Below are 21,182 nucleotides of genomic sequence, written 5' to 3'. Positions count from 1 at the left end.
CTATCTTAGTCGATGTGCCTTTCTTACGTTTTACAATTTTTATTTCTTCCCTCTGCGGACCTTCAGCTGCTTGCCCTTCACCGTCGTATTTTTCATCATTTCCAGCACAAGCGAGCCTTTGCCGTTCAGAATTTCCACATCTGTCACATGATCGAGAATCGTGATAATCCCGATATCGTCCGCGGATACTCCGTCCAGCTTGGCAATGGTGCCGACGAAGTCTACGGCTCTAAGCTTCTTTTTCTTGCCGCCGTTGAAATTAAGCTTCATGATCTGCTTGTTTAATTGCTCGCGCTTATCTTTTTTGAGCTCAGGCCCGAGATTCAGCTTCTGTTCGAATTCGTCTCTACGGCGTTCGACAGCCTCCTCGGAGGGAGCCTTTACTTTCGGAATCGCAAATCCAATATACGCTTCAATATCGGCTAGCCGCCCGTTATCCTTAGGAGTGACGAAGGTAATCGCCTTGCCCGTCTTGCCTGCGCGTCCCGTACGCCCCGTACGGTGAACGTAGCTTTCCTTCTCCAGCGGAATATCGTAGTTAATTACATGCGTAATATTGGTAATATCGATCCCTCTGGCGGCTACATCCGTCGCAATCAAGTAACGGAATTGACCTCTTCTGAACGCATTCATCACCTCGAACCGCTCTTCCTGCTCCATACCGCCGTGAATACGGTCACATGGATAATCGAGATCGGCGAGCTCTCTGAATAATTGGTCCACATGCTCCTGGGTACGGCAGAAAATAATACAGCTGTCAGGGCTTTCTACAATGAGCAAATCCTGCAGCAGCGCCAGCTTGTCCGCCTCCGGCACCTGGATAAGGGAGTGTTCAATCGAAGCCGTCGTAATGCCGCTCGCTTGAATCTCAATCTGGACGGGATGGTTCATATACTTGCGCGACAGCTTGGCTACATCCTCCGGGAAAGTAGCGGAGAATAACATGGTAACCCTGTCGCCGGGGAGCGCCGCTATGATCGACTGAACCTGCTCAATAAAACCCATATTCAGCATCTCGTCGGCTTCATCAATGACGAGATAGGCAATCCGCGCAAGCGACAGCGTGCCGCGTTCAATATGATCCAGCACACGCCCCGGCGTGCCTACAACGATATGCGTTCTTTGCTTTAACTCAGCCTTTTGCATATGAAAAGGATGTTTCCCGTAGAGAGGCGTCGCCTTGATCCGCTTAAAACGCCCGATATTCGCGATGTCTTCGTTGACCTGTACCGCGAGCTCGCGGGTTGGCGTCAGAACTAATGCCTGCGGTTTATTCTCGTTCCAATCGACCAGCTCGCATAGCGGAATACCGTAAGCGGCTGTTTTGCCGCTGCCTGTCTGCGATTTAACGACAAGATCTTTCTTCTCAAGCGCAACGGGAATGACCTCGATCTGAACCTCCGTCGGCGTCTCATAGCCTAAGCTATTGAGCGCTCTCACGATTTCTTCACTTAATGGATAATCCGTAAAATGCTTCTCGCTCATGTGTTTAACCTCTTCTACGCTAAATTCAAATGCCTATACATACAGATTCCCGCCGTTCGTCTTCCGTATACGATTTATTATACTATGAATTCCATCATATCAAATATCTCCATCTCCGATGCGGTTCCGTGCATTGAGGATTTCACCTCCAGATGCAATAATGATGAGGATACACACCATTTGTCTATGGACCAAGGGAGAAGGGAGAGGATATTGAAGTGAGTACATCATCCGTCTATCGGGTAGCTTTTATCGGCTGCGGCAAACGTGCGCATGAGCACGCGGTCGGCGTTCAAGCCGACAGCAGATGTAAAGTCGTCGCGTTGTCCGATATCTCAGCCTCATCGGCCGAAGCGCTGAACGGCGAATTTGGATTTGATGCGAAGATCTTCACTGACCATAAGAAAATGCTGGCCGAGGAGAAACCCGACGTTGTAATTATCTGTCTTTGGACTCCGCTTCATCTACCTGTATTTCGGGATTGTGCGGAAGCCGGCGTCAAGGCTGTGCTGTCGGAGAAACCGATGTCGGCGACATGGGGGGAATGCCGGGAGATGGCCCGGATCTCGGAAGAGAAAGGCTGCCAGTTAACCTTCTCTCTGCAGCGTCGTTTTGCGAAGGGAAACCAAACCGTACGCCGCTTGATCAAGGAAGGGAAGATCGGACAAGTCCTTCGTATGGATTTATATTCGCCGCCTAATATGCTGGATTGCGGCATCCACACGTTGGATCAGGGAATGAGCTTTATCGGCGAATCGCCGGCGAAATGGGTGCTCGGTGCGGTCGATACGACGGAGACGCATAACTGGTTCAACGTACCGTCCGAATGCGGAGCGACTGGACGGATCGTGTTCCGGAACGGGGTCCAAGCCTTCCTCCAGTCCGGAGCGATAGACACTTGGGAACCGACGCCAAGCAAGACGGATATATGGGCCGGCGTCCGGGTCATCGGGAGCGAAGGGTTTATCGAAGTGATGTGGGATGGACAAATTGTCGGAGGGATCAACTACGCGGATCCGTCCTGGAAGCCGGAGATGGAATTAACCTCGTCCGACGAGCAGATGAAAGGTTATATCCGCCATACGATCGATTGCCTGGCGACCGGAGAAGAGCCGGAGGTCTCGTATCAGAAAGCGCTGCGCGCCTCCGAAATTATATTTGCGTTCTATGAGTCGGTACGGCGAAATGCACGGGTGGAGCTCCCGCTTACCGGCGTAACGGACAATCCGTTTATCGCCATGCTGGAGAACGGCCAATTTGCTGCGCAAACGATCAAATAATGGAGGGACGGACCTGACGATGACAAGACCTAAACTGGGTATAATCGGAATCATTCATGAAGATGCGAAGCGGGATTTCTGGGGTACGATGCAGCGTTTGGCAGAAATCGGCTATGAGGGGGTCGAAGGAGCGTCTGAGCTGCTGAAGGGAGATGTTAAGGGGAACGTTGCGAGATTCCATGAATTAGGGCTTCAAGTCGCAACGCATAGCGTCAACAAGGAGCAGCTGCGAGACAGCGAGAAGCTTGATCAAGTGATTAGAGAAGCGATTTCGTTAGAAACAAAAGATGTCACTTACTGGTGGGATGTTGCGGATTCGCGGGAGCAGCTGCTGCGCGATGCGGAACTGTACAATGCCGCAGGAGAACGTTTTGCCGCAGAAGGACTGAGATTTTGTTATCATAACCATGCCCATGAATTCCAGAAGACCTATAACGGTCTTTACTCGCTTGATATTCTGGCAGAGCACACGGATCCGAAAGCGCTTTATTTCCGGCTGGACGTCGCCTGGATTACGCTCGGCGGAGCTGAACCGGCACATATTCTTCGCAAGATGGCGGGACGCGTACCGGCCATACATGTGAAAGATGTATACGGCACGGACGAGATCGGTAAGTGGACGGCCGTCGGCACGGGCGTTGTCAACATAAAGGAATCGATTGAAGCGGCCAAAGAAATCGGAGTGGAATGGATGACGGTCGAGCAGGACCAGCTTCGCAACCTTTCCGGGTTTGAGACGGCGCTCGTCAGCTATCTGAACATGAAAGAGAAGGGCTTGCTTTAATTCCGCCCTCTGCGGTCTGCCCGCAGTCTGCAAGGATTTACGATTTCAATAAAGAGGGGGCAGGCCACTGCCCCCAACCCACTCATCCCCTCAAGAAAGCAGAACGTAAAACGTAGCGGACTCCCCCGATTTTGCTCTTGGCGTAAATCTTTCCGTTATGCTGCTCGACAATGGATTTGGCAATCGCCAGGCCAAGACCGTAACCGCCGTGCTTGCGGGTCCTGGAAGCATCGGTGCGGTAGAACCTGTCAAAGATTCTTGTCAGATGCTCCGGAGCAATGCCCTCGCCTGTATTGGATACCGATAGAACGACATCATTATTCTGCTTCTTCAGAGCAATGGTTATAGTGCCCTTGGGATTCGTATATTTGACGGAGGAGCAATGGGCGGACCGGGCGGTGGAAGAACCAGACCCTCTGCCGGTGCCGGAATGTAGAGGAAGCGACCTTAAAGGAGGGAAATAAAACAAGCTGGCGCAATGGCGCCAGCTTGTTTGAACTTCCGCCCGCATGTTCGTATGGTTAGGGGATTGCATTAACGCAAATTAGAATCTAACCAAGGCCGTATAATAGGCAGGACGTTCGCAGCCTGCATGGCTTGCGTATGATCGAGTCCTTCCAGAACCGCGACATCCCAACCGAGAGCCTCCATTTCTTTGCGTTGGCGAAGGAACGGCCCCGCTATGTCCACCGTTACTCCGCCCCAACGTTGTTCATATTCAATTTTATCGTCTGAACCGGCAAAGCAGATTCGCGGACAGGAAATACGGGATTGGACCGCCCGATCGTCGAAGCCCTGCAGCGCTTGATAAAGCGTCATGAACTGTTTCGTCTGAGCCACGCTCATGGTTACCTCCACAGTGGACCAATCCCATTCATCCGATGCCTTCGGAGAGGAAGCGGCTGTTGAATGAGTATGGCTTGACGAGGACATCTCATAGGTTGCCGCGGTTACCTTTAACATTTCCTTGTAGGGTCCGTCAATAGGGGGATAGCCGCCGATCATAAGCGCAGAAAGCCTATCGGTCCGAATAGCCAACTGCAAGCCGCTTAGAGCGAGCCAGGAATAACCGTAATAAGCAAAACGTCGCGCATCAGCCGCATCGGCAATAGATAAGAAATCGCCGGCGATATTGGCCGGCGTTAATGTATCGGGTTTCGCCGATCGCATGACATGGCCTTCGTAGTCAAAGACGATGACACGGTATCGATCACGAAGTCCATCTATCAGGTTGCGTCCAAGAGCCGGATCGACGCCCCATTTTACCATTTCATCGGCCTGCGGCCCTTCGGCTGGCTTCGGATTTACCGGAAGCAACAAGCTCGGTCCTTTCCCCTCAATTTCTACCTCGATCGTACTTCCATCATGCATGCAAACTTCAATCAACGTTTATTCCTCCCATTCGGATTCTTCTTCAGCTGCCTCTATAGAACCAATATACAACATTGATGCAAGTGAGAAGGTAATGGGAAGGTATCCTTGAAAAATATGCGTTCATCGAATGAAAGATCATCAAATCACTTCAATGTTTTAATTTAATGTTTGCGCGGATCCGGGGTTTGGGGTAGCTTAAGGACTAACATGATCTCGAAGGAGAGAAACGATGCACTATTATAAACCTGCGGAAATTGCCAAAGAGCTTCAAATCAGCACAAGCGCATTAAGGCATTATGAATCCTGGGGGGTCGTACCCGCGCCGGAACGGGCAGAAAACGGGTATCGGCTTTATACGAAATTGCATTTGGCGTATTTTCGCTGCCTTCGTGCAATGATACCGGGATTCGGCTACACGTTGACCTATGACGCGCTTCGTCATATTCAACAGGCGGAACCGGACCTTGCGTTCTGGCTCGTAAACGCGGAGCAAGCGAAGCTGCAGGAGGAGAAACGTACAGCCGACCAGACGCTGGCTCTTTTGAAGGACCCCGAATTATCATTGATAAACAACAAAATAGGCAAGAGCTTGATCACGATTGGAGAAGCGGCCGCCATCACCCATGTACAAACCTCTGCCATCCGGCACTGGGAGAAGGAAGGGCTGCTCTCGCCGGAACGCGATCTTGAGAATGGATACAGGCTGTACTCGCCGGTACATCTCAGACAAATTATGCTCATCCGCACATTGAGAAAGACGGTTTATTATTTGGATCACATGAAGGAGATCGTTCAAGCGCTGGAGCATCACCGTATTGATAAAGCAAAGGAAGCCGCAGAAACCGCCCTGACCCGTATCCATCAGCGGAACCGGCAGCAATTTAACGGGGTGCACAAGCTGATGGAGCTGTGCATCGAAGCGGGGTTAATGGCGTACAACGCGGCGTCGCTGTTAGAGACGAATTATTCTTTTGATATGGAAAGGGATCGCTAATGCGGTATGAAGAATAGTTTGCCCAATCCCATCCATAATGAGAAGTAATAGAATTCAAGGAGAAGAGAACATGCAGGTTCCGCGGTTGCTTCAATTAAGGGCCAATTTACTTACCGGAAACGCCATTTGGTTTATCATCCCTACCGTGCTGTGTGTTCTTCTTCTGATCTATACCTTTTGGAAAAAGAAGGACTTAAAGCTTGTCGCTTTGTTTTTCTGCCTGAGCGGAATGGCGGGTTTCCTTGAAATCGTCATTTTCCGCTTACACGGAGTAAACGGTTTGCGTCCTCTGACAAGGACGAAAGGCAGGCGTTTCTGCTTGATTCCTTTGTCCATTAAGGTCCAAAAAAACAAGGCCAAACACACGGCCAAAAAACTTGTTGCAATCCCCGATGGAATGACATATACTGGGTCCATATAGTAATTGGTCAATCAATAAACATGAGTCGAAAGAGAAAGGAGCTAGTTAGCCGTCTGTTTTAAAGTTAAGTGCGGCACATCCTCAGCTAACCATCACCATGACATCGCCATTTCTGGTTAGAGGCAGGCTGTGTAATGCGGTATTGGCCATGGATATGCAGGAATTAATGGAAAAGGAATTTTTTTGAGCAATAGTAATTGGTCAATCAATAATAATTGTTGTAAAAAGGAGAGATTAACAATGAGTCATAGTAAACGAGTCAGATCCGGCAACGATAAAGGGAGCCGACGGTGGTTGGCGCTTATCGTCCTAGCGTTTGCCCAGTTCTTAGTGGTCTTGGATGCGTCGATTGTAAACATTGCGCTTCCTAGTTTAGGTGCGGAGCTGGAAATGAATACGAATATGCTCAGTTGGGTCATTACCGCATATGTTCTGCCCTTCGGAGGCTTGCTCCTGCTGGGAGGCCGGCTGGCCGACCGATTCGGGCATAGGCGGATATTCATAACCGGGGTTGCCGGATTTGTCTTGACCTCAGCGGCGGCAGGCTTTGCAGAATCGGGAGCATGGCTTCTGGCAGCACGCGCGGTACAAGGAGCATCAGCCGCACTTCTGGCTCCCGCCGCTCTCGCATTAGTGACGAAACTGTTCACTCAGCCTCAGGATCGTGCCAAAGCGCTCGGGATTTGGGGTGCGGTAGCCGGGATCGGCAGCGCCGCTGGAGTTCTGCTTGGCGGAGTGCTTACCTCCTCATTTGGCTGGCCGTCCGTGTTCTTCGTTAACGTTCCCGTAGGCATTCTGGTTATCGCTGCTTTACCGGCGTTAGTGTCCAAGGATGAAGCCGCCGTTAAAGTGAAAATGGATTTGCCTGGTGCAATTACGGTAACGGGGGGAATTGCTGCACTGGTTGCTGCACTATCCGAAGCGGAGCATCTGGGATGGTCTAATCCGCTAACGCTTATGCTGGCACTGGCAGCCGTAATACTGCTTGTCTTATTCATTATGATCGAGAAGCGGTCGGCAGACCCGCTTGTTCCGTTCCGTATCTTCCATAACAGATCGGTAACAGGCGGAAACCTCTCTATGCTGTTAATCGGCGGCGCAACGACTGGCGTATTCTTCGCGCTCTCGGTATATATGCAGCAGGTTCTTCAATATAACGCCCTTACGGCTGGCTTGACTCAACTTCCGCTTGCCGGAGCGCTGGTCGTCTTCGCCGGTATCGTACCGGGAATGATTAAGGCAATCGGCACTCGTTGGACGCTCGCTTATTCATTAATCCTATTGGCAGTTGGTTTAATAGGGCTTTCCTTCGCTCCAAGCGATGCATCCTTTGCCATCCATTTGCTGGGCCCGACGATGATCATTGGAATAGGTTTAGGCGGAGCCTTTGTCTCCGGCACCGAGTTGGCCGTACATGGCGTGAAAGGAAGCGAAGCAGGACTTGCAAGCGGACTGGTCAACACAAGCCAGCAAGCAGGCGGAGCTATCGGTCTTGCCGTTCTGGCAAGCATTGCGGCTGCCCGTACGAATGGTTTGTTGTCTAAGGGAAGCGAGGAATTAACAGCACTTACCGGCGGATTTTCCTGGGTATTTCTGGGAGCGGCGCTATTCTCTCTTCTAGGCGCGTTGATCGTCATTTTGGTTGTCCGTCCTCTTTCTTCATCTAAAGTAATTGATCAATCAATCTCTATTTGTGAAAGGATGAATCTGCAATGACAACGTCAGGAACGATGAAGAAAAAGAAGAGATCACGGATCGGCCTCAACAGCCTCCTTCTCTTGGTGATCCTAGCAGGCGCCTTGGTCGCCGTATATTTCTGGCAAATACGGCTGCAGAAGCCTGAGGAAATCAATATGGCGCATCATATGCAGCATTCCGAGTCCGCTATGCATGCCGCTCACCAACCGGGTTCACAAGAGGCGGCCTGCGGCAGTCTGACAGCTGAGGATAATAATGCTCCTATTCGCCAATTCGAGTTGACCGCCGCTCAAACCTCGTTAAACCTGGATAACGGGAAAACGGTTGAAGCGTGGACGTTTAATGGGCAATCGCCGGGGCCGGAGCTTCGCGTGACGGAAGGCGACCGGATGGTCGTCACTTTAACCAATAAGGATATTGACGACGGGGTTACGCTCCATTGGCATGGGGTGACGGTTCCTTGCTCGCAGGACGGCGTAGCCGGCGTGACCCAAGATGCCGTAATGCCTGGTGAACAGTTCACGTATACCTTTATTGCTTCAGTGCCGGGCACGTACTGGTATCATTCTCATCAAATGAGCTCGGTTCAAGCGGAGAAAGGGCTGCTGGGGCAGCTCATCATCGAGCCCAAAGCCGCGGATTACGAGATTAATCAGGATATAGCGGTCCTCCTGCAGGATCTGGATTCAAACTTTGTCATGAACGGCAAATCAAACGGGCTGGCTGCGCAGGGCAATCCCGGGGACGCCGTGAGATTGAGGCTGACGAACACGGCCAACGACACAATGGAAATGCTTGTCGACGGTGCTCCTTACCGGATCATTGCTTTGGACGGCAATCCGATCAATGAGCCCGGGCTGCTTGAGGGGAAAAGCTTTCTTATAGGCGGCGGGCAAAGATACGATTTGTTGATTGATCTTCCAGAGCAAGGGAAGGTTGTCGTCAGAAGCAGTCAAAAGGATAATCTCCGCCTCATACTAGGCAGCGGAGCGGAGCCCGCTGAAGCTTTGAGCCAAGGGCTATTCTCGTTCATGGATTACGGCGCGCCGCAGCCTGCTGATCGTGTTGAAGAGCTTTCCTTTGACCGGTCATACGAATTGAAGCTTGGGCAAAATCTATTCGTAAATACGATTAATGGAAAATCCTTTCACGAAATTCCTCCTATGAACGTGATTGAGGGCGAGCATGTCAAAATAACGGTCACAAACGATGGGGGAGGCGATCATCCGCTGCATATTCATGGACACACATTCCGGGTATTGAGTAAAAATGGCGAGCCGTTAAGAGGAAGCCCTGTGTATCTCGATACGATTTTGACAAAGAAAGATGAGACGTATGAGCTGTACGTCGTCGCGGACAATCCGGGCTTATGGATGACGCACTGCCATAATTTACAGCATGCCTCAATGGGTATGACCATGATGCTTAATTATGAAGGAGTAACAACGCCTTACCGCGTGGGAACGAAGTCCGGCAACCTGCCGGATTTATAAAGAAGGAGACGAAAAAATTCGGAATCGTGAAGACTTCACAGCCGTATCGACGTTACATCGCCTGGGCCGGGTTTTGCGAGGGAGGCCCGGGTAACCCTTTCGGGATTTGCCGGTACGGCTATTCAAGGGATCATTGGATTTGATTTTATTCGGCTGCAAACTTAAATGAGTGTTAGACTGAAAAATAAGAAACTAATGAGTCCATATCAAATAGGAGGGATCCTCTCTGTGAATGGGAAAAAAAGCGTATATTACTTGGAGCAAATTGAAAAAATTGAACTTGAGCTTACCAAACTGAATGCAAGCCGTGCTCTGGTTCCTGTGGAAAGACAACTCGAAGTCTTTCGCATAGGCAGCTCTATTTTGCTTCGGGACCAGACGGATCCGACTTCGAATTATTATAATCGGATCAAAGGTTTCAGTCCTCAAGACCTTCCGGCTCTGGATAAACTTCTTAGTTACTATAATGACACATTATGCTTTGATATGACACCTAACAATATGAAGGAAGAGGTAACTCGCGCGCTCAGCGAAAGAGAGTTTATTCCAGTCGAACAGCTTGTCTTCATGTTTACCACTCCGTCAATTAGGATGGAATTGACTTCGGAGTTTGATATCGAAACGGTAACCGAACATAGTGCTGAAGAATTTATTCAATGGATTGAGCTGTCAAAAGGTGGTATGGAGATTACTGAAGAAATGATTGCGCGGTCTAAAGCATATTTTTATAGACCCGATTTCATAAATTATATGCTTAGGATTGATGGGAACCCTGCGGCTATGGGATCACTATTTCTCCATGGGCAAGAGGGATATATTGCGAATGACTACACTTTCAATAGATACCGAGGCAGAGGATGTCAATTGGCATTATTAAAGCAAAGACTTTCTGATGCCGTTAAGCTTGGCTTAAAGAACGTTTATACGGATGTGGAATTCGGTTCGGTCAGCCATGGCAATATGGAAAAGGTGGGGTTTAAAACAGCATATCTCAATACATTCTGGATTAAAAAGTAGAACTAGTGAACAGTCAACACTTGATCCATAGGAGGATGTAGATGATCCTGACTGCCGCAGCATGAAAACAACTGCCGGCACATAGGTGGCGGCAGCTTTTATTCGTCTGGGATTAAGCCGCCGTCTGAACATTTCCGGCGGCATGTTTTTTGATCCGAACAGCCATTAAAGCCGCTTTGCTTCCAGGCGAGCGAGCTCTTTACGTACAATCGGCGCAACCTTGGTGCCGAGCCGTTCAATGGCGCGCATAATTTCAATATGAGGGATCGTGCTCACATCGACATGCAGGAAGAATCGGGTAACGCCGAGATTTTTGCGCAGCAGTACGATTTTCTCCGCTACATATTCGGGATCCCCGACATAGAGCGAGCCACGGAGGCTTCGTGCGTCATCGTAAGCGGCGCGATCGTATGGAGCCCAGCCTCTCTCCCGCCCGATCGTATTCATCTGAGCCTGCATGGCGGGGAATAACAGCTCGGCAGCCTGCTCGGTCGTTTCTCCGATTAAGCCGTGTGAATGAGTGGCGATCTGCAGCTCGTCCGGATTGTGGCCGGCCTGCGCGGCAGCACGCTTGTAGAGGTCAACCAATGGAGCAAATCTCTCCGGCATCCCTCCGATGATGGCAAATACAATCGGAAGCCCGAGCATGCCTGCCCGTATGGCGGACTGCGGCGTTCCGCCGCTTGCAATCCATACCGGGAGCGGGTTTTGCTCCGAACGGGGATAGACGCCCAGGTTGTTGATCGCAGGCCGATAGCCGCCGCGCCATGCAACCTTCTCTGAAGCTCTGATCGCGAGGAGCAGCTCGAGCTTTTCTTCGAATAAGGTTTCATAATCATCCAGACTGTAGCCGAACAGCGGGAATGATTCAATGAAAGAGCCCCGGCCTGCCATTATTTCGGCCCGTCCGTTAGAGACGGCATCGAGGGTGGAGAAGGATTGATAGACGCGAACCGGGTCGTCCGAGGGCAGCACGGTAACGGCGCTTGTGAGCCTTATATGCTTGGTCGCGGCCGCCGCCGCCGCCAGTACGACTGCGGGTGAAGAGCCGGCATAATCGGGCCGGTGATGCTCTCCGATGCCGTACACATCGAGGCCGGCTTGATCGGCCAGTACGATCTCGTCAACCGCTTGGCGCAGCCGCTCGGCGTGGCTGATCGCCGCTCCCGTCGCCGGATCCGGCGTCGCTGCCAGAAAGGTGCTGATTCCTATTTCCATATGACTGGTATGCTTGGTCATGTTATAAACCTCCTTGATGGGGTGCAAAAAAACGGATACTCGCTTCTCCGGAACGATTTGCTCTCCGCAGCACGCGTATGTCTCTTTCGTTCACCTACATAGTTTACTCGTTTAATTATAGTTTCTCAAATATAGTAAGTAAATAAAAGCCGGAATAAATGGAGTTAACACCGAAGGCATTCAAAGCGCGTGTCCTGAACCATAAAAAAAGGTTGCCCCAAAAGTAGATAACTACTTCCGGGACAACCCTTATGCTGCGTAAGCTTATGGCAGAATGTTGCCTGCCGCGCGATAGATTTCATACCATTCCTGGCGAGTCAGACTCACTTCGCTTGCTTTGCAGCAATCCTTAATCCGCTGCACATTCATGGTGCCGGTGACCGGCTGCATGTTAGCCGGATGGCGTAGAATCCAGGCGATAGCGATCGTCGTATTGCTCACTTCGTATTTTTCCGCAATTTCATCGATCTTCTGATTCAAATCAGGGAACTTGTCGTTGCCAAGGAATACGCCCTCGAAGAATCCGTATTGGAATGGGGACCAAGGCTGGATCGTAATATCGTTCAGCCGGCAGTAGTCGAGTATGCTGCCGTCGCGGTTCACAGCGGCCGCATTCTCCATATTGACGTTAAATCCTTGGGAAATCATCGTCGTGTTGGTGATGCTCAATTGCAGCTGGTTCGCTACGATCGGCTGCTTGACGTACTTCTTCAGCAGCTGGATCTGCATCGGATTTTGATTGGAAACGCCGAAATGGCGCACTTTTCCCGAGCTTTCAAGAAGATCGAAGGCTTCCGCCACTTCCTCCGGCTCTACCAGCGTATCCGGACGGTGCAGAAGCAGAATGTCCAGGTAATCGGTTCTCAGCCGTTTCAGGATCGCGTCAACCGATTCCAGGATATGCTCTTTGGAAAAGTCGAACATGCCCTTCCGGATGCCGCACTTGGATTGCAAAATAATCTTTTCACGAATATCGTCGTTCATATGAATGGCGTCTGCGAATATTTCCTCGCATGTTCCGCCGCCGTAAATATCAGCATGGTCGAAGAAGTTTGCGCCTTCTTCCAGCGAAGCTTGGACAAACTTCTCTGCTTCGGACTTGTCCAGCGAATTAATGCGCATGCAGCCGACGGCAACAACCGGCACCTCTAATGAGCTGTTTCCTAGATTGATTGTCCTCATGAATCTTGTCCTCCTTAATAATAAGTAACCTGTCCGCCTCAAGCAGCGGTATTCTTTAAAAAGTATAGCTGAATAACCGGTCCGGCGTAAGTGCTGAAATATACTATAGTAGGTAAAAGAAAAGTAACTTAGCGGTTACATGGTCCCGTAGCAGGCAGACTTATGTATAAGCAGGATTTGTCAGGTAATTAGCAATCCGTAAGAAACCTGATCATCTTTCGTATGTTAATATGAGGGTATTCATCAGGATTTTACCGGGTCATGTCATGCCTGAATAATAGGAATAAGGAGGAATATGGGATGAAAATCAAAACTTCAAAAATTACGCTGAACCTGTGGTTTAATCATCAAGCCGAAGAGGCGGCGAGGTATTACGTTTCTATCTTTCCTGACTCTGCTATCGGGAGAATCACCCGGTACGGCAAAGGTGCGAACGAATCTCATGGAATCCCCGAGGATGCGGTAATGACCGTGGAATATGAGCTGGACGGACAACCGTTCGTCGCATTAAACGGCGGTCCGCAATTCCAGTTTACGGAAGCTATTTCCTTTATCGTCCATTGCGAGACGCAAGAGGAATTGGATTATTACTGGGAGAAACTGACCGTGGGCGGAGACGAGAAGGCGCAGGTATGCGGCTGGCTGAAGGATAAGTACGGCGTATCTTGGCAAGTTATTCCCGCGGCATTAACCGAGATGATTTGCGATCCTGATCCGGAGAAAGCGGGAAGAGTGATGCAAGCGATACGCCAAACGAAGGCTAAAATCGATTTCCAAACGTTATTGGATGCCTACGAGGGATAACGAGATCATTTTGAGGGCCAACGAGACTGCCGGCCCGTGCCGGCAGTCTTGTTCCGGTGGTATTGAAGCTATCGTGATTCGTTAGCGAAAGAATCATTTTTTTGTGTTACGGTAAATCAAAAATATCATAATCATAAAATAAGTAATAATGATACCATTAATTAAAGAATGTATTCTCGATTCTGTGCTTGTAAACTCAAATAGCGTGATTACTTTTTCCACGAAGTTTCTCCCTTCTTTAACCTCTATCAGGCTCTCCTTAAAAAGGTGCTGAACTTATATTCTACCAGTTAGCTGAACAAGCGCCAGTCTATCGTTCCATTGCCCTTTTTTTTCGCGCCATGGGTGTCCGCCCGCATGGAATAGATAAAATCAAGAGCGAAAAACTTACCTCTAAGGTTTAGCGGAAAACAAGATAAGCTAAGATCAAGATAAATAATTCAATCACTCCCGGACGAAAAAGGGCTGCCCCTAAGTCTGTATGACTTTTGGGACAGCCCCTTTATTGGGATTTGTGAGATTCACCAAACGCGGATAAAATGCGCATAATGTTGGAAGTAATCGCTCAAGCAGCATGTAACGTAAGGTTAGTTTCAGAAACTGAAATTCATTTCGATGACAATGGATTCCGCGGCCATTTTGTTTCAAGAACTGAAATTAACCACTCCATCCGTGCTTAGTGCCTCCGACTTCCACTGTTTATGTTCAAGATTTGAAATTAACCTCCTATTCAACAGGGAATAAAATCGTTTAGTTTCAATTTTGGAAACAACGCCGCCGGCATCCGCTCGCCTTACCTCGACTATCCGGGCTGCCGAGTGGCAGCTTCGTTCCTATTTGCTTAGATTCCCCGCGAAACGGCTAGCTCGGATCATATCCGACAACCGTCCATATTCCCGTAGCGTCCTGCCGGACCAGCCGCTCCAGATAAACGGTTTTGCTGGGCGCATCTTCGCTGTTCACTCTAATGATCGCTGTCGTGCCGTTGTTTTCTGTCATTTCCAAATCCTCAATATCAATCGGGTATTCCCCGGTAATGCCTTCGGGAGACATTTGCAAACTGACAAAGACCTGGGCGACGAATACAGGGTCGATTCGCCATGGAGAGCTTCCCGCATCGACGCTTTTCTGCTCATTATTCTCAACTTCCATGTCGTATGGAACTTCTACTTGCGGCTTCGAGCCCTGCTCATCCATAGAAGGCAGTTCCAGTGGGCCGTTCATGAACGACTCCGCAGAGGAGACCAATTGTTCCAATGAGACATTGCCCATGACCGTATATTCAATGCCATCCTGCTGCCAGCGAATGGAGCGGAGATCCGGATTGCCGGCAACAGGCGACTGGATCTCGACGAAGCCGTTATACATACTTCCGATCATCGCGGACGGATCGGGTTTAAGCTCGCCGACAGCTGTTTCTTGCTGAACGATTATTTGCTTCCGAAGCGCGTCATAATACAATTTCACGAGATTTTGATTGGCGGCGATACACTCCAGCACGAGTTCGGCCGGGAGGATCTCAGGCATAGCCGGGGCGAAACCGGCGATTTGCTCTGCTTCGCTCAGATTCGTAACGATCTGTTCCGGGCTTGTCTGAATCTCCTCGTAGCCTGCAGGCAGTTGATAGGAAACGAATGATTCCGGAATGGCATCGCTGAAATCGATTTGGGAATAAGTGATTGTATACTGAATGGCGTTGTACATCGCTGTTTCTTTTTGCAGCGGAAGTTTCGTTTCTTTATCGACCCATATGCGGTAAGGCAATCCGCCATCGGGCGTTACTTCGAGAATGGAAGCCTTTCTTCCCGCAACCGTATCCTCTCCAACCACATTGGTTTTTGAAGCGTTCTTGACTCCCTGAATTTCATTGCCAAGCTCAAACTGAAACCGGAAGACGTCAGGAAAGGCGGGGAAAATATGAACCTGCTTCCGGCCGGGCTGGACCTGCCATTTTTGTTCGCCGTTATTGACCGTTACGAAATCCTGGCTTGCGCCTTCCAACCCTTTCGTATAATAGCGGCCGTCCTTATCCGCCCAAACTTCCAGCTTCGATTGCGTCATCGATTCCCCGTTTGCATTGGATTGCACGATTTCAAGCGTCCCGTGATAGGCGTCAACCTTTTGAAAAGCCTTTTCCATGGCATTCACGACATTGCCGCCGCCGACAGGGATCATGAAATTAATCAGAAGCGCGATAACGGCCGCGACGCTGGCTGCGCTTATGAGCCATCCCCATTTTCTTTTGGCCGAAGCTTTCTTCTGCACGAATGGATTAGCTGCGGTTTGAACCAGATTTTTGTGAAAATCCGTCCCCGGCATGGCCGGTTCCTTCAGGCTGCGAACCAGCCTTACGCTCCGATAGAGCTCCTTTAATTCCTCCGAATTGGCAGAGTACTCATCTTCATCCGGCTTTTGCTCCGCGTTCAAACGATCGATATAATCGGATAATTTCTGTTCATTGTCTTTCATCCTTCGTTCCTCCGCATCTATTGGTTAGTTTTCATAATGGCGGCCAGCAGCTGCAAAGCCCGGTGCTGCATAACGCGAACGGCCGTTTCCTGCTTATTCATCAGCTTTGCGGTATCGGCAACCGAGTAGCCTTTAATAATTCTCAGTTCAATGACCGTGCGTTGTTCCATCGTAAGCTGAGTTAAGGCGCTCTCTATCACATGACGTTGTGCGCTCGACTCGGCAGGATCATCCATTGCGTAATCCTTCGGGTTGATGGCGTCCAGATCAACGGCTGTCCCCCGCCGCTTCTTCTTGCGCCATAAATCGCGAAGCACATTTTGCGCTACGGTTTTGAGGAAGGCCGAATATTTATTCGGGGCAATTTTACCCTTTTGCAAATAAGAATAGGCTTTGGCGTAGGTTTCTTGCGTGATGTCCTCCGCTTCCTCGCGGTTCTGAACCTTGTAGTAGACGAATCGGTATAAAGCCTCCCATGTTTCGGAGCATATTTCTTCGATGGACTTTGTATCGGCAGACGTCAAAATTTTCACGTCAGCAAAATAAAAAACGCTTAAGGATTTTAAAACGTTACATGCAAAAACTGTAAACCTAAATAAGTATAAGAATCCCTTTTCAACCGCCCATGCCATGGCGAGATTGCAGGTGGATACTGTTATAGTTCCCAGTAAAGCCTTTTACCGGCTTTTCAAATTTCCATTTCGTTTATTCCAGCGTAATTGTGCTGCGAATAAAGGGATTCCTGAAACTACGCCGAATTGTAAAAGCAATCATTTTTAGAAGGAGGCTGCCTATGCTGCAAACAGGCTTGATTTCCGTTACCTTTCGCCAATTAACCCCGGAAGAAATAATAAAGCTCGTCGTTCAGGCCGGCTTGCAGGCGATCGAATGGGGCGGGGATATTCATGTTCCCCCGAATGACCGCAAGCACGCGGCGAAAGTCGGCGCCAGGACGAGAGACGCGGGAATCGCGGTTGCTTCGTACGGGTCATATTACCGCGTAGGCAGCGCGAATACCGGAGAAGACGGGTTGGCGTTCGAACGGGTACTGGAGACGGCGGAAGCCCTGCAGGCTCCTGCCATTCGGGTCTGGGCCGGAGACCGCGGCTCCGCAGCGGCGGATGAGCAGCGGTGGACGCAAGTGATCGAGGATGCCCGGCGAATAGCCGGTCTGGCCCAAGAGGCAGGCATCTCGATCGATTTCGAGTTTCACGGCGGCACCTTGACGGATACGGCCGATACGGCATATAGGCTCCTTACCGGGGTCAACCGGTCTAACGTGCGATGCCATTGGCAGCCGCAGACGCATGACGTTGCGGAGGAAAGACTGCGCGGTCTGCGGCGGATTCTCCCTTGGCTGGCCAATCTGCATGTATTCCACTGGCTTCCGGAGGAACGCCGGCCTTTATCGGACGGCAGGGAGGAGTGGGAGCGATATTTGAAGGAGGCTGCGGAGACAAGCAGAACCCATTATGCGCTGCTGGAGTTCGTGAAAGACAACGCTCCCGAGCAATTTTTAAAAGACGCGGAGCTGTTAAAAAGTATAATTGGGACCTAGTAATGGTAAACGCCGTAGTTTATGATAAATAGGTATATTTATTAGAACAGCGGGTGAGGGTATTTGTTTCTTTTTGACTTTATTGTTAATCTCTCGATTTTTTCGCTATTGGTCAGTACGCCCTTAGTCATTCGTTCGTTCATTCATCTTAAACCTCTCAGATGGCTCAATCTTTGGGCCGGATTTTACGCGGGCATGGTTTCCATTATCCTTGTGCTGCTGTCGGTTAAGCAGCAGGGTTATTCCTACGATATTCGCTATGCCCCGATCATCCTTATTTTTGCCTATCTGGGACCGGCGGCAGGTGTCATTACCGGTGTTTTTGCTTTGGCTGCAAGGCTGTATTCCAGCGGTAATTGGCCTCCTGCGATTGTAGGTTGGGCGCTCATCATGGTTGTTTTCTCCTTCTTGCCTATTCAATTACGGCGTCTCACGCCTCCTCAAAGATGCGCGGCTCTTGCCGGCGCTTACGTTATTCTCTACAGCATCACGGTATTTTCATTTCGAATTCTTGTCAACGAGCCCCTCTTTCACCTTCAGTACGTTATGTTCGTCTTATTAGGAGTCCTCATCGGAGGCTTGCTTATTGAGTCCAATGAAAGGTTGCGCCGGGCCATTGCCGAAAAAAAGGATATGGAGAAGTCGCTGGAAGCAAGCGAGTTCCATTATCGCCTTATTGCGGAAAATACGTCCGACTTGATTACGGTGATGGACAAGAATCATTCCGTCCGTTATGTGTCTCCTTCGCATGAGCTCGTTCTGGGCTATTCAAGCAGCGAGCTGGAAAGCATTAAGCTCTGTTCGCTCCTCGCCCCGGTTGATGCGGAAATGTTCAAGACCGCGGCTTGCGGGATGTATGAGGATAAGGAAGCTCGCGCAGTAGAACTTCGTTTCAAGCATAGAGAGGGTCACTGGATCGAGTTCGAGTCTCTCTATAAGCCGGTGAAGGGAGAAGACGGGGTAATCGAGCATATCGTCATGATCAGCCGCGATATCTCCGAACGCAAGAAGGCGGAACAGTTTCTGCTGCAAACGGAGAAGCTGTCCGTAATCGGAGAACTGGCGGCTGGAGTTGCCCATGAGATTCGTAATCCTCTCACAACCATTAAAGGTTTTCTTCAGATTTATAAGAAGGAGAATTGCGCGATCAAGTATAATGATCTGCTCCTGGACGAGCTGGAGAGGATCGAGATCATCACCAGCGAGCTTCTTTCCATGGCCAAGCCGCAGGCCATTCAGCTTACATGCATTGACGTGCGCGAATTGATGGAGGCTACCGTAAGCTTTCTGACGCCTCAGGCCCGGTTAAACCATATTGAATTTATAAGCAGCGATGATGGAAGCCAATTCCCGGTCCGGTGCGAAAAAAATCAATTGAAGCAAGTGTTTCTCCATATATTGAAGAATGCTATCGAGTCGATGCCAAGCGGCGGGGAGATTCATATAAACCTGAGCAGAGAAGCAGAGAAGGAGTGTCTGATTTCCATCCAGGACCAGGGCTGCGGAATCCCGGAGGGATTGATCCCCCGATTGGGACAGCCTTTTTACAGTTTGAAGGAAAAGGGCACAGGGCTCGGTCTCATGATCAGCCACAAAATCATTAAACAACACCATGGCAGTATTACGTTTCACAGCCGGGTAAATGAAGGGACCCTGATTAAAATCAGGCTTCCGCTGGAAGACTGAGACTTTTAGCGTAAAAGAACAAATGGAGGACAGATCCGATGTCGACTTAGCCGAATTCTATGCGCCTCCGGCTTTGCCGGGGGTGATTTCTTTTGTCGTACTGGAAATTATTCAACTCTTGTTTCTCAGCAGTTCCAGCGTCTTGATTAGCGTCTCGTATTCACTGTCGTTCAGTTGCTCTATGCGCGAGATCCAATCCTGTACTTGGTTCCGCAACTCTTGCTCCAGTTGATTCCTCTCTGCTCCCTCATGACCTGATTTCTCCTTCTCCCCGCGGAAGAACGCCATCCAATGATTAGCCAGGTTGGCCGTAATCGTTCCAATCAAGCCGATGCCGGTGATCATAAGGATTACGGCTAATATACGCCCGCCGGTGGTAATGGGGGATATATCTCCGTAACCGACCGTCGTCGTTGTAACCACTGCCCACCATAGAGCATCGCCGAAGGTACTCACAGACGGGTTAATCTCTCTCTCGAGCAGATAGATGCCCGCCGCGCTCCATACGATAATTCCGCTAGTGACGATCATAATGGTTTGGATTTGTTTCGATTTCAATACGGCCCACAGAATAGGGGAAGCTTTCATCAACCGAACCAGCCGCAGCAAACGAAGCAGCCGTATGAATCGGAAGCCGGTAGAAACGGGGATCATCGCCAGAAGGTCGAGCCAGTTGCTTAATATAAATTTCTTCTTCTCCGGCGCCCGCCACAGCCTAACGACGTATTCTATGGCAAAAAAAACGATCAGTACCAGGTCCAAACGCATCAAGAAGTCCGGTGTAAGGACGGGATGGTCCGGAGGCGCAAACACAATGAGGATCGCGTAATTAACGACAAGCAGTAAAATAAAAAACTCATAAATCATTCGCCAAGAGATCATTTATCCCGAACTCCTTTCCTATCATTCATCCTATTATGTATTGTATCAAAGAGAAATCGGCAAAGGGAAATTTTTAACGATAAGGTGACGCCCCCCCTATTGACCACTGTGGTCAACGAGGGATATAATGTTTGTGTTGACCAAAGTGGTCAACGGAATAAACGAGATACGGAGGAACTCCTTTGTTTGCCAAATTTCTTAATTTAGAACCGGAGAAACAAGACCGCATCATTAACGCTGCGGCAAAAGAGTTTGCGGAAAAAGGGTTTAAAAATGCCTCGACCAATGAAATCGTCAAAGCAGCCGATATATCGAAGGGACTGTTGTTTCATTATTTCAGCAATAAGAAGGAATTGTATTTATTTCTATTCGACCATTTGATGGAGATGCTCATGGAATCGATTCATTCGCATGTCGACTGGAAGGATAAAGATATTTTTGTGCGGCTCCGGCATATTGCTGGTTTGAAAATGGCGTTATTCCTGAAGCACCCGGAAATGTTCAACTTCATAAAGTCTGTAAATAAGGAGGATGCCGGCGAAGTTAAGAGCGATATCGACCGCAGGATAAAGGAATTTAAGGACAAAGGCTACAAGGACTTGTTCGGCGATATCGATCTTTCCCATTTTCGCGAGGGAACGGATATTCCGAAAACGGTACAAATCATACTCTGGACGATGGAGGGATTTGCCTATCAGCAGCAGGAAAAAGCGTTAAAGAGCAATTTGAATGAGATGATTATGGCGGATATATTCAAGGAAATGGATGATTACATCGAGCTGTTAAAAATGTCTTTTTATAAATAAGGAGGCAACC

Annotated in this window: 18 protein-coding genes and 1 pseudogene; 11 read left to right on the top strand and 8 right to left on the bottom strand. The window is 49.6% G+C overall.

The features are described 5' to 3' along the window. Positions 1-39: 39 nt before the first annotated feature. Positions 40-1,485, bottom strand: a complete 1,446-nt coding sequence (locus H581_RS0102080) for a DEAD/DEAH box helicase (protein ID WP_028608563.1) — start codon at positions 1,483-1,485, stop codon at positions 40-42. A 218-nt stretch (positions 1,486-1,703) separates the two neighbouring features. Here H581_RS0102080 and H581_RS0102070 point away from each other — a divergent pair, with 218 nt between their 5' ends. Together H581_RS0102070 and H581_RS0102065 are read left to right on the top strand one after the other, a co-directional pair. Then, a complete protein-coding gene (locus tag H581_RS0102070; RefSeq protein ID WP_028608561.1) occupies positions 1,704-2,765 on the top strand; it encodes a Gfo/Idh/MocA family protein in 1,062 nt (353 codons plus the stop codon). A gap of 19 nt (positions 2,766-2,784) precedes the next feature. Next, positions 2,785-3,549: a sugar phosphate isomerase/epimerase family protein gene (locus H581_RS0102065; RefSeq protein ID WP_028608560.1), complete on the top strand. Its 765-nt coding sequence runs from the start codon at positions 2,785-2,787 to the stop codon at positions 3,547-3,549. Positions 3,550-3,639: 90 nt separating this feature from the next. Here H581_RS0102065 and H581_RS39210 read toward each other — a convergent pair. Next, a pseudogene (locus H581_RS39210) lies at positions 3,640-3,928 on the bottom strand (sensor histidine kinase); the annotation flags it as partial. 155 nt (positions 3,929-4,083) lie between these two features. Next, a complete protein-coding gene (locus H581_RS0102055; RefSeq protein WP_028608558.1) occupies positions 4,084-4,935 on the bottom strand; it encodes an alpha/beta fold hydrolase in 852 nt (283 codons plus the stop codon). Between the two features lie 217 nt (positions 4,936-5,152). Here H581_RS0102055 and H581_RS0102050 point away from each other — a divergent pair, with 217 nt between their 5' ends. The 5 genes from H581_RS0102050 (at position 5,153) to H581_RS0102030 (ending at position 10,546) form a co-directional block, all read left to right on the top strand. After that, the gene (locus H581_RS0102050) at positions 5,153-5,917 is read left to right on the top strand and encodes a TioE family transcriptional regulator (protein WP_028608557.1); all 765 of its coding nucleotides are present in this window, start codon (positions 5,153-5,155) and stop codon (positions 5,915-5,917) included. Positions 5,918-5,987: 70 nt separating this feature from the next. Next, the gene (locus H581_RS0102045; RefSeq protein ID WP_028608556.1) at positions 5,988-6,338 is read left to right on the top strand and encodes a hypothetical protein; all 351 of its coding nucleotides are present in this window, start codon (positions 5,988-5,990) and stop codon (positions 6,336-6,338) included. Between the two features lie 240 nt (positions 6,339-6,578). Further along, entirely contained in the window at positions 6,579-8,054 is a 1,476-nt protein-coding gene (locus H581_RS32760) for an MFS transporter (RefSeq protein WP_051250390.1), read from the top strand. Continuing rightward, on the top strand, positions 8,051-9,529 hold the full coding sequence (locus H581_RS0102035) for a multicopper oxidase family protein (protein ID WP_245599872.1): 1,479 nt from the start codon (positions 8,051-8,053) through the stop codon (positions 9,527-9,529). Before H581_RS32760 ends, H581_RS0102035 begins: the two co-directional genes overlap by 4 nt. Positions 9,530-9,757: 228 nt before the next feature. Further along, on the top strand, positions 9,758-10,546 hold the full coding sequence (locus H581_RS0102030) for a GNAT family N-acetyltransferase (protein ID WP_028608554.1): 789 nt from the start codon (positions 9,758-9,760) through the stop codon (positions 10,544-10,546). A 165-nt stretch (positions 10,547-10,711) separates the two neighbouring features. Here H581_RS0102030 and H581_RS0102025 read toward each other — a convergent pair whose 3' ends face one another. Then, a complete protein-coding gene (locus H581_RS0102025; RefSeq protein WP_028608553.1) occupies positions 10,712-11,785 on the bottom strand; it encodes an LLM class flavin-dependent oxidoreductase in 1,074 nt (357 codons plus the stop codon). 264 nt (positions 11,786-12,049) lie between these two features. Continuing rightward, entirely contained in the window at positions 12,050-12,967 is a 918-nt protein-coding gene (locus H581_RS0102020) for an aldo/keto reductase (RefSeq protein ID WP_028608552.1), read from the bottom strand. Positions 12,968-13,267: 300 nt separating this feature from the next. Here H581_RS0102020 and H581_RS0102015 point away from each other — a divergent pair, with 300 nt between their 5' ends. Further along, positions 13,268-13,771 (top strand): VOC family protein, encoded by a 504-nt coding sequence (locus H581_RS0102015; protein WP_028608551.1) that lies wholly within the window; start codon positions 13,268-13,270, stop codon positions 13,769-13,771. An 861-nt stretch (positions 13,772-14,632) separates the two neighbouring features. Here H581_RS0102015 and H581_RS0102010 read toward each other — a convergent pair. Together H581_RS0102010 and H581_RS0102005 are read right to left on the bottom strand one after the other, a co-directional pair. Then, complete coding sequence (locus tag H581_RS0102010; protein ID WP_028608550.1) at positions 14,633-16,240, bottom strand: LolA family protein; 1,608 nt, start codon at positions 16,238-16,240, stop codon at positions 14,633-14,635. Between the two features lie 17 nt (positions 16,241-16,257). Beyond that, positions 16,258-16,764 (bottom strand): RNA polymerase sigma factor, encoded by a 507-nt coding sequence (locus tag H581_RS0102005; protein ID WP_245599871.1) that lies wholly within the window; start codon positions 16,762-16,764, stop codon positions 16,258-16,260. Positions 16,765-17,033: 269 nt separating this feature from the next. On the opposite strand from H581_RS0102005, the gene H581_RS0102000 reads away from it, so the two are divergent. Both H581_RS0102000 and H581_RS0101995 read left to right on the top strand, forming a co-directional pair. Continuing rightward, positions 17,034-17,798, top strand: a complete 765-nt coding sequence (locus H581_RS0102000; RefSeq protein WP_028608548.1) for a sugar phosphate isomerase/epimerase family protein — start codon at positions 17,034-17,036, stop codon at positions 17,796-17,798. 195 nt (positions 17,799-17,993) lie between these two features. Beyond that, complete coding sequence (locus H581_RS0101995; protein ID WP_245599870.1) at positions 17,994-19,484, top strand: ATP-binding protein; 1,491 nt, start codon at positions 17,994-17,996, stop codon at positions 19,482-19,484. A gap of 111 nt (positions 19,485-19,595) precedes the next feature. Here H581_RS0101995 and H581_RS0101990 read toward each other — a convergent pair whose 3' ends face one another. Then, positions 19,596-20,366, bottom strand: coding sequence for a potassium channel family protein (locus tag H581_RS0101990; protein WP_245599869.1), 771 nt, complete (start codon positions 20,364-20,366; stop codon positions 19,596-19,598). A gap of 182 nt (positions 20,367-20,548) precedes the next feature. On the opposite strand from H581_RS0101990, the gene H581_RS0101985 reads away from it, so the two are divergent. Continuing rightward, positions 20,549-21,172 carry a TetR/AcrR family transcriptional regulator gene (locus H581_RS0101985; RefSeq protein WP_028608545.1) on the top strand — a complete coding sequence of 208 codons (624 nt, stop codon included), beginning with the start codon at positions 20,549-20,551 and terminating at the stop codon, positions 21,170-21,172. Positions 21,173-21,182: the final 10 nt, after the last annotated feature.

This window comes from Paenibacillus harenae DSM 16969 (assembly GCF_000422465.1).
GTDB classification, from domain to species: Bacteria; Bacillota; Bacilli; order Paenibacillales; family Paenibacillaceae; genus Pristimantibacillus; species Pristimantibacillus harenae.
Note: the sequence above shows the minus strand (reverse complement) of the source record. Positions and strands in the feature narration are given on the sequence as shown.

Coding starts and splice junctions, on each gene's coding strand:
- H581_RS0102080 (WP_028608563.1), bottom strand. CDS start 1,485: ATGAGCGAGAAGCATTTTACGGATTATCCATTAAGTGAAGAAATCGTG.
- H581_RS0102065 (WP_028608560.1), top strand. CDS start 2,785: ATGACAAGACCTAAACTGGGTATAATCGGAATCATTCATGAAGATGCG.
- H581_RS0102050 (WP_028608557.1), top strand. CDS start 5,153: ATGCACTATTATAAACCTGCGGAAATTGCCAAAGAGCTTCAAATCAGC.
- H581_RS0102045 (WP_028608556.1), top strand. CDS start 5,988: ATGCAGGTTCCGCGGTTGCTTCAATTAAGGGCCAATTTACTTACCGGA.
- H581_RS32760 (WP_051250390.1), top strand. CDS start 6,579: ATGAGTCATAGTAAACGAGTCAGATCCGGCAACGATAAAGGGAGCCGA.
- H581_RS0102035 (WP_245599872.1), top strand. CDS start 8,051: ATGACAACGTCAGGAACGATGAAGAAAAAGAAGAGATCACGGATCGGC.
- H581_RS0102025 (WP_028608553.1), bottom strand. CDS start 11,785: ATGACCAAGCATACCAGTCATATGGAAATAGGAATCAGCACCTTTCTG.
- H581_RS0102020 (WP_028608552.1), bottom strand. CDS start 12,967: ATGAGGACAATCAATCTAGGAAACAGCTCATTAGAGGTGCCGGTTGTT.
- H581_RS0102015 (WP_028608551.1), top strand. CDS start 13,268: ATGAAAATCAAAACTTCAAAAATTACGCTGAACCTGTGGTTTAATCAT.
- H581_RS0102010 (WP_028608550.1), bottom strand. CDS start 16,240: ATGAAAGACAATGAACAGAAATTATCCGATTATATCGATCGTTTGAAC.
- H581_RS0102000 (WP_028608548.1), top strand. CDS start 17,034: ATGCTGCAAACAGGCTTGATTTCCGTTACCTTTCGCCAATTAACCCCG.
- H581_RS0101995 (WP_245599870.1), top strand. CDS start 17,994: ATGGTTTCCATTATCCTTGTGCTGCTGTCGGTTAAGCAGCAGGGTTAT.
- H581_RS0101990 (WP_245599869.1), bottom strand. CDS start 20,366: ATGATCTCTTGGCGAATGATTTATGAGTTTTTTATTTTACTGCTTGTC.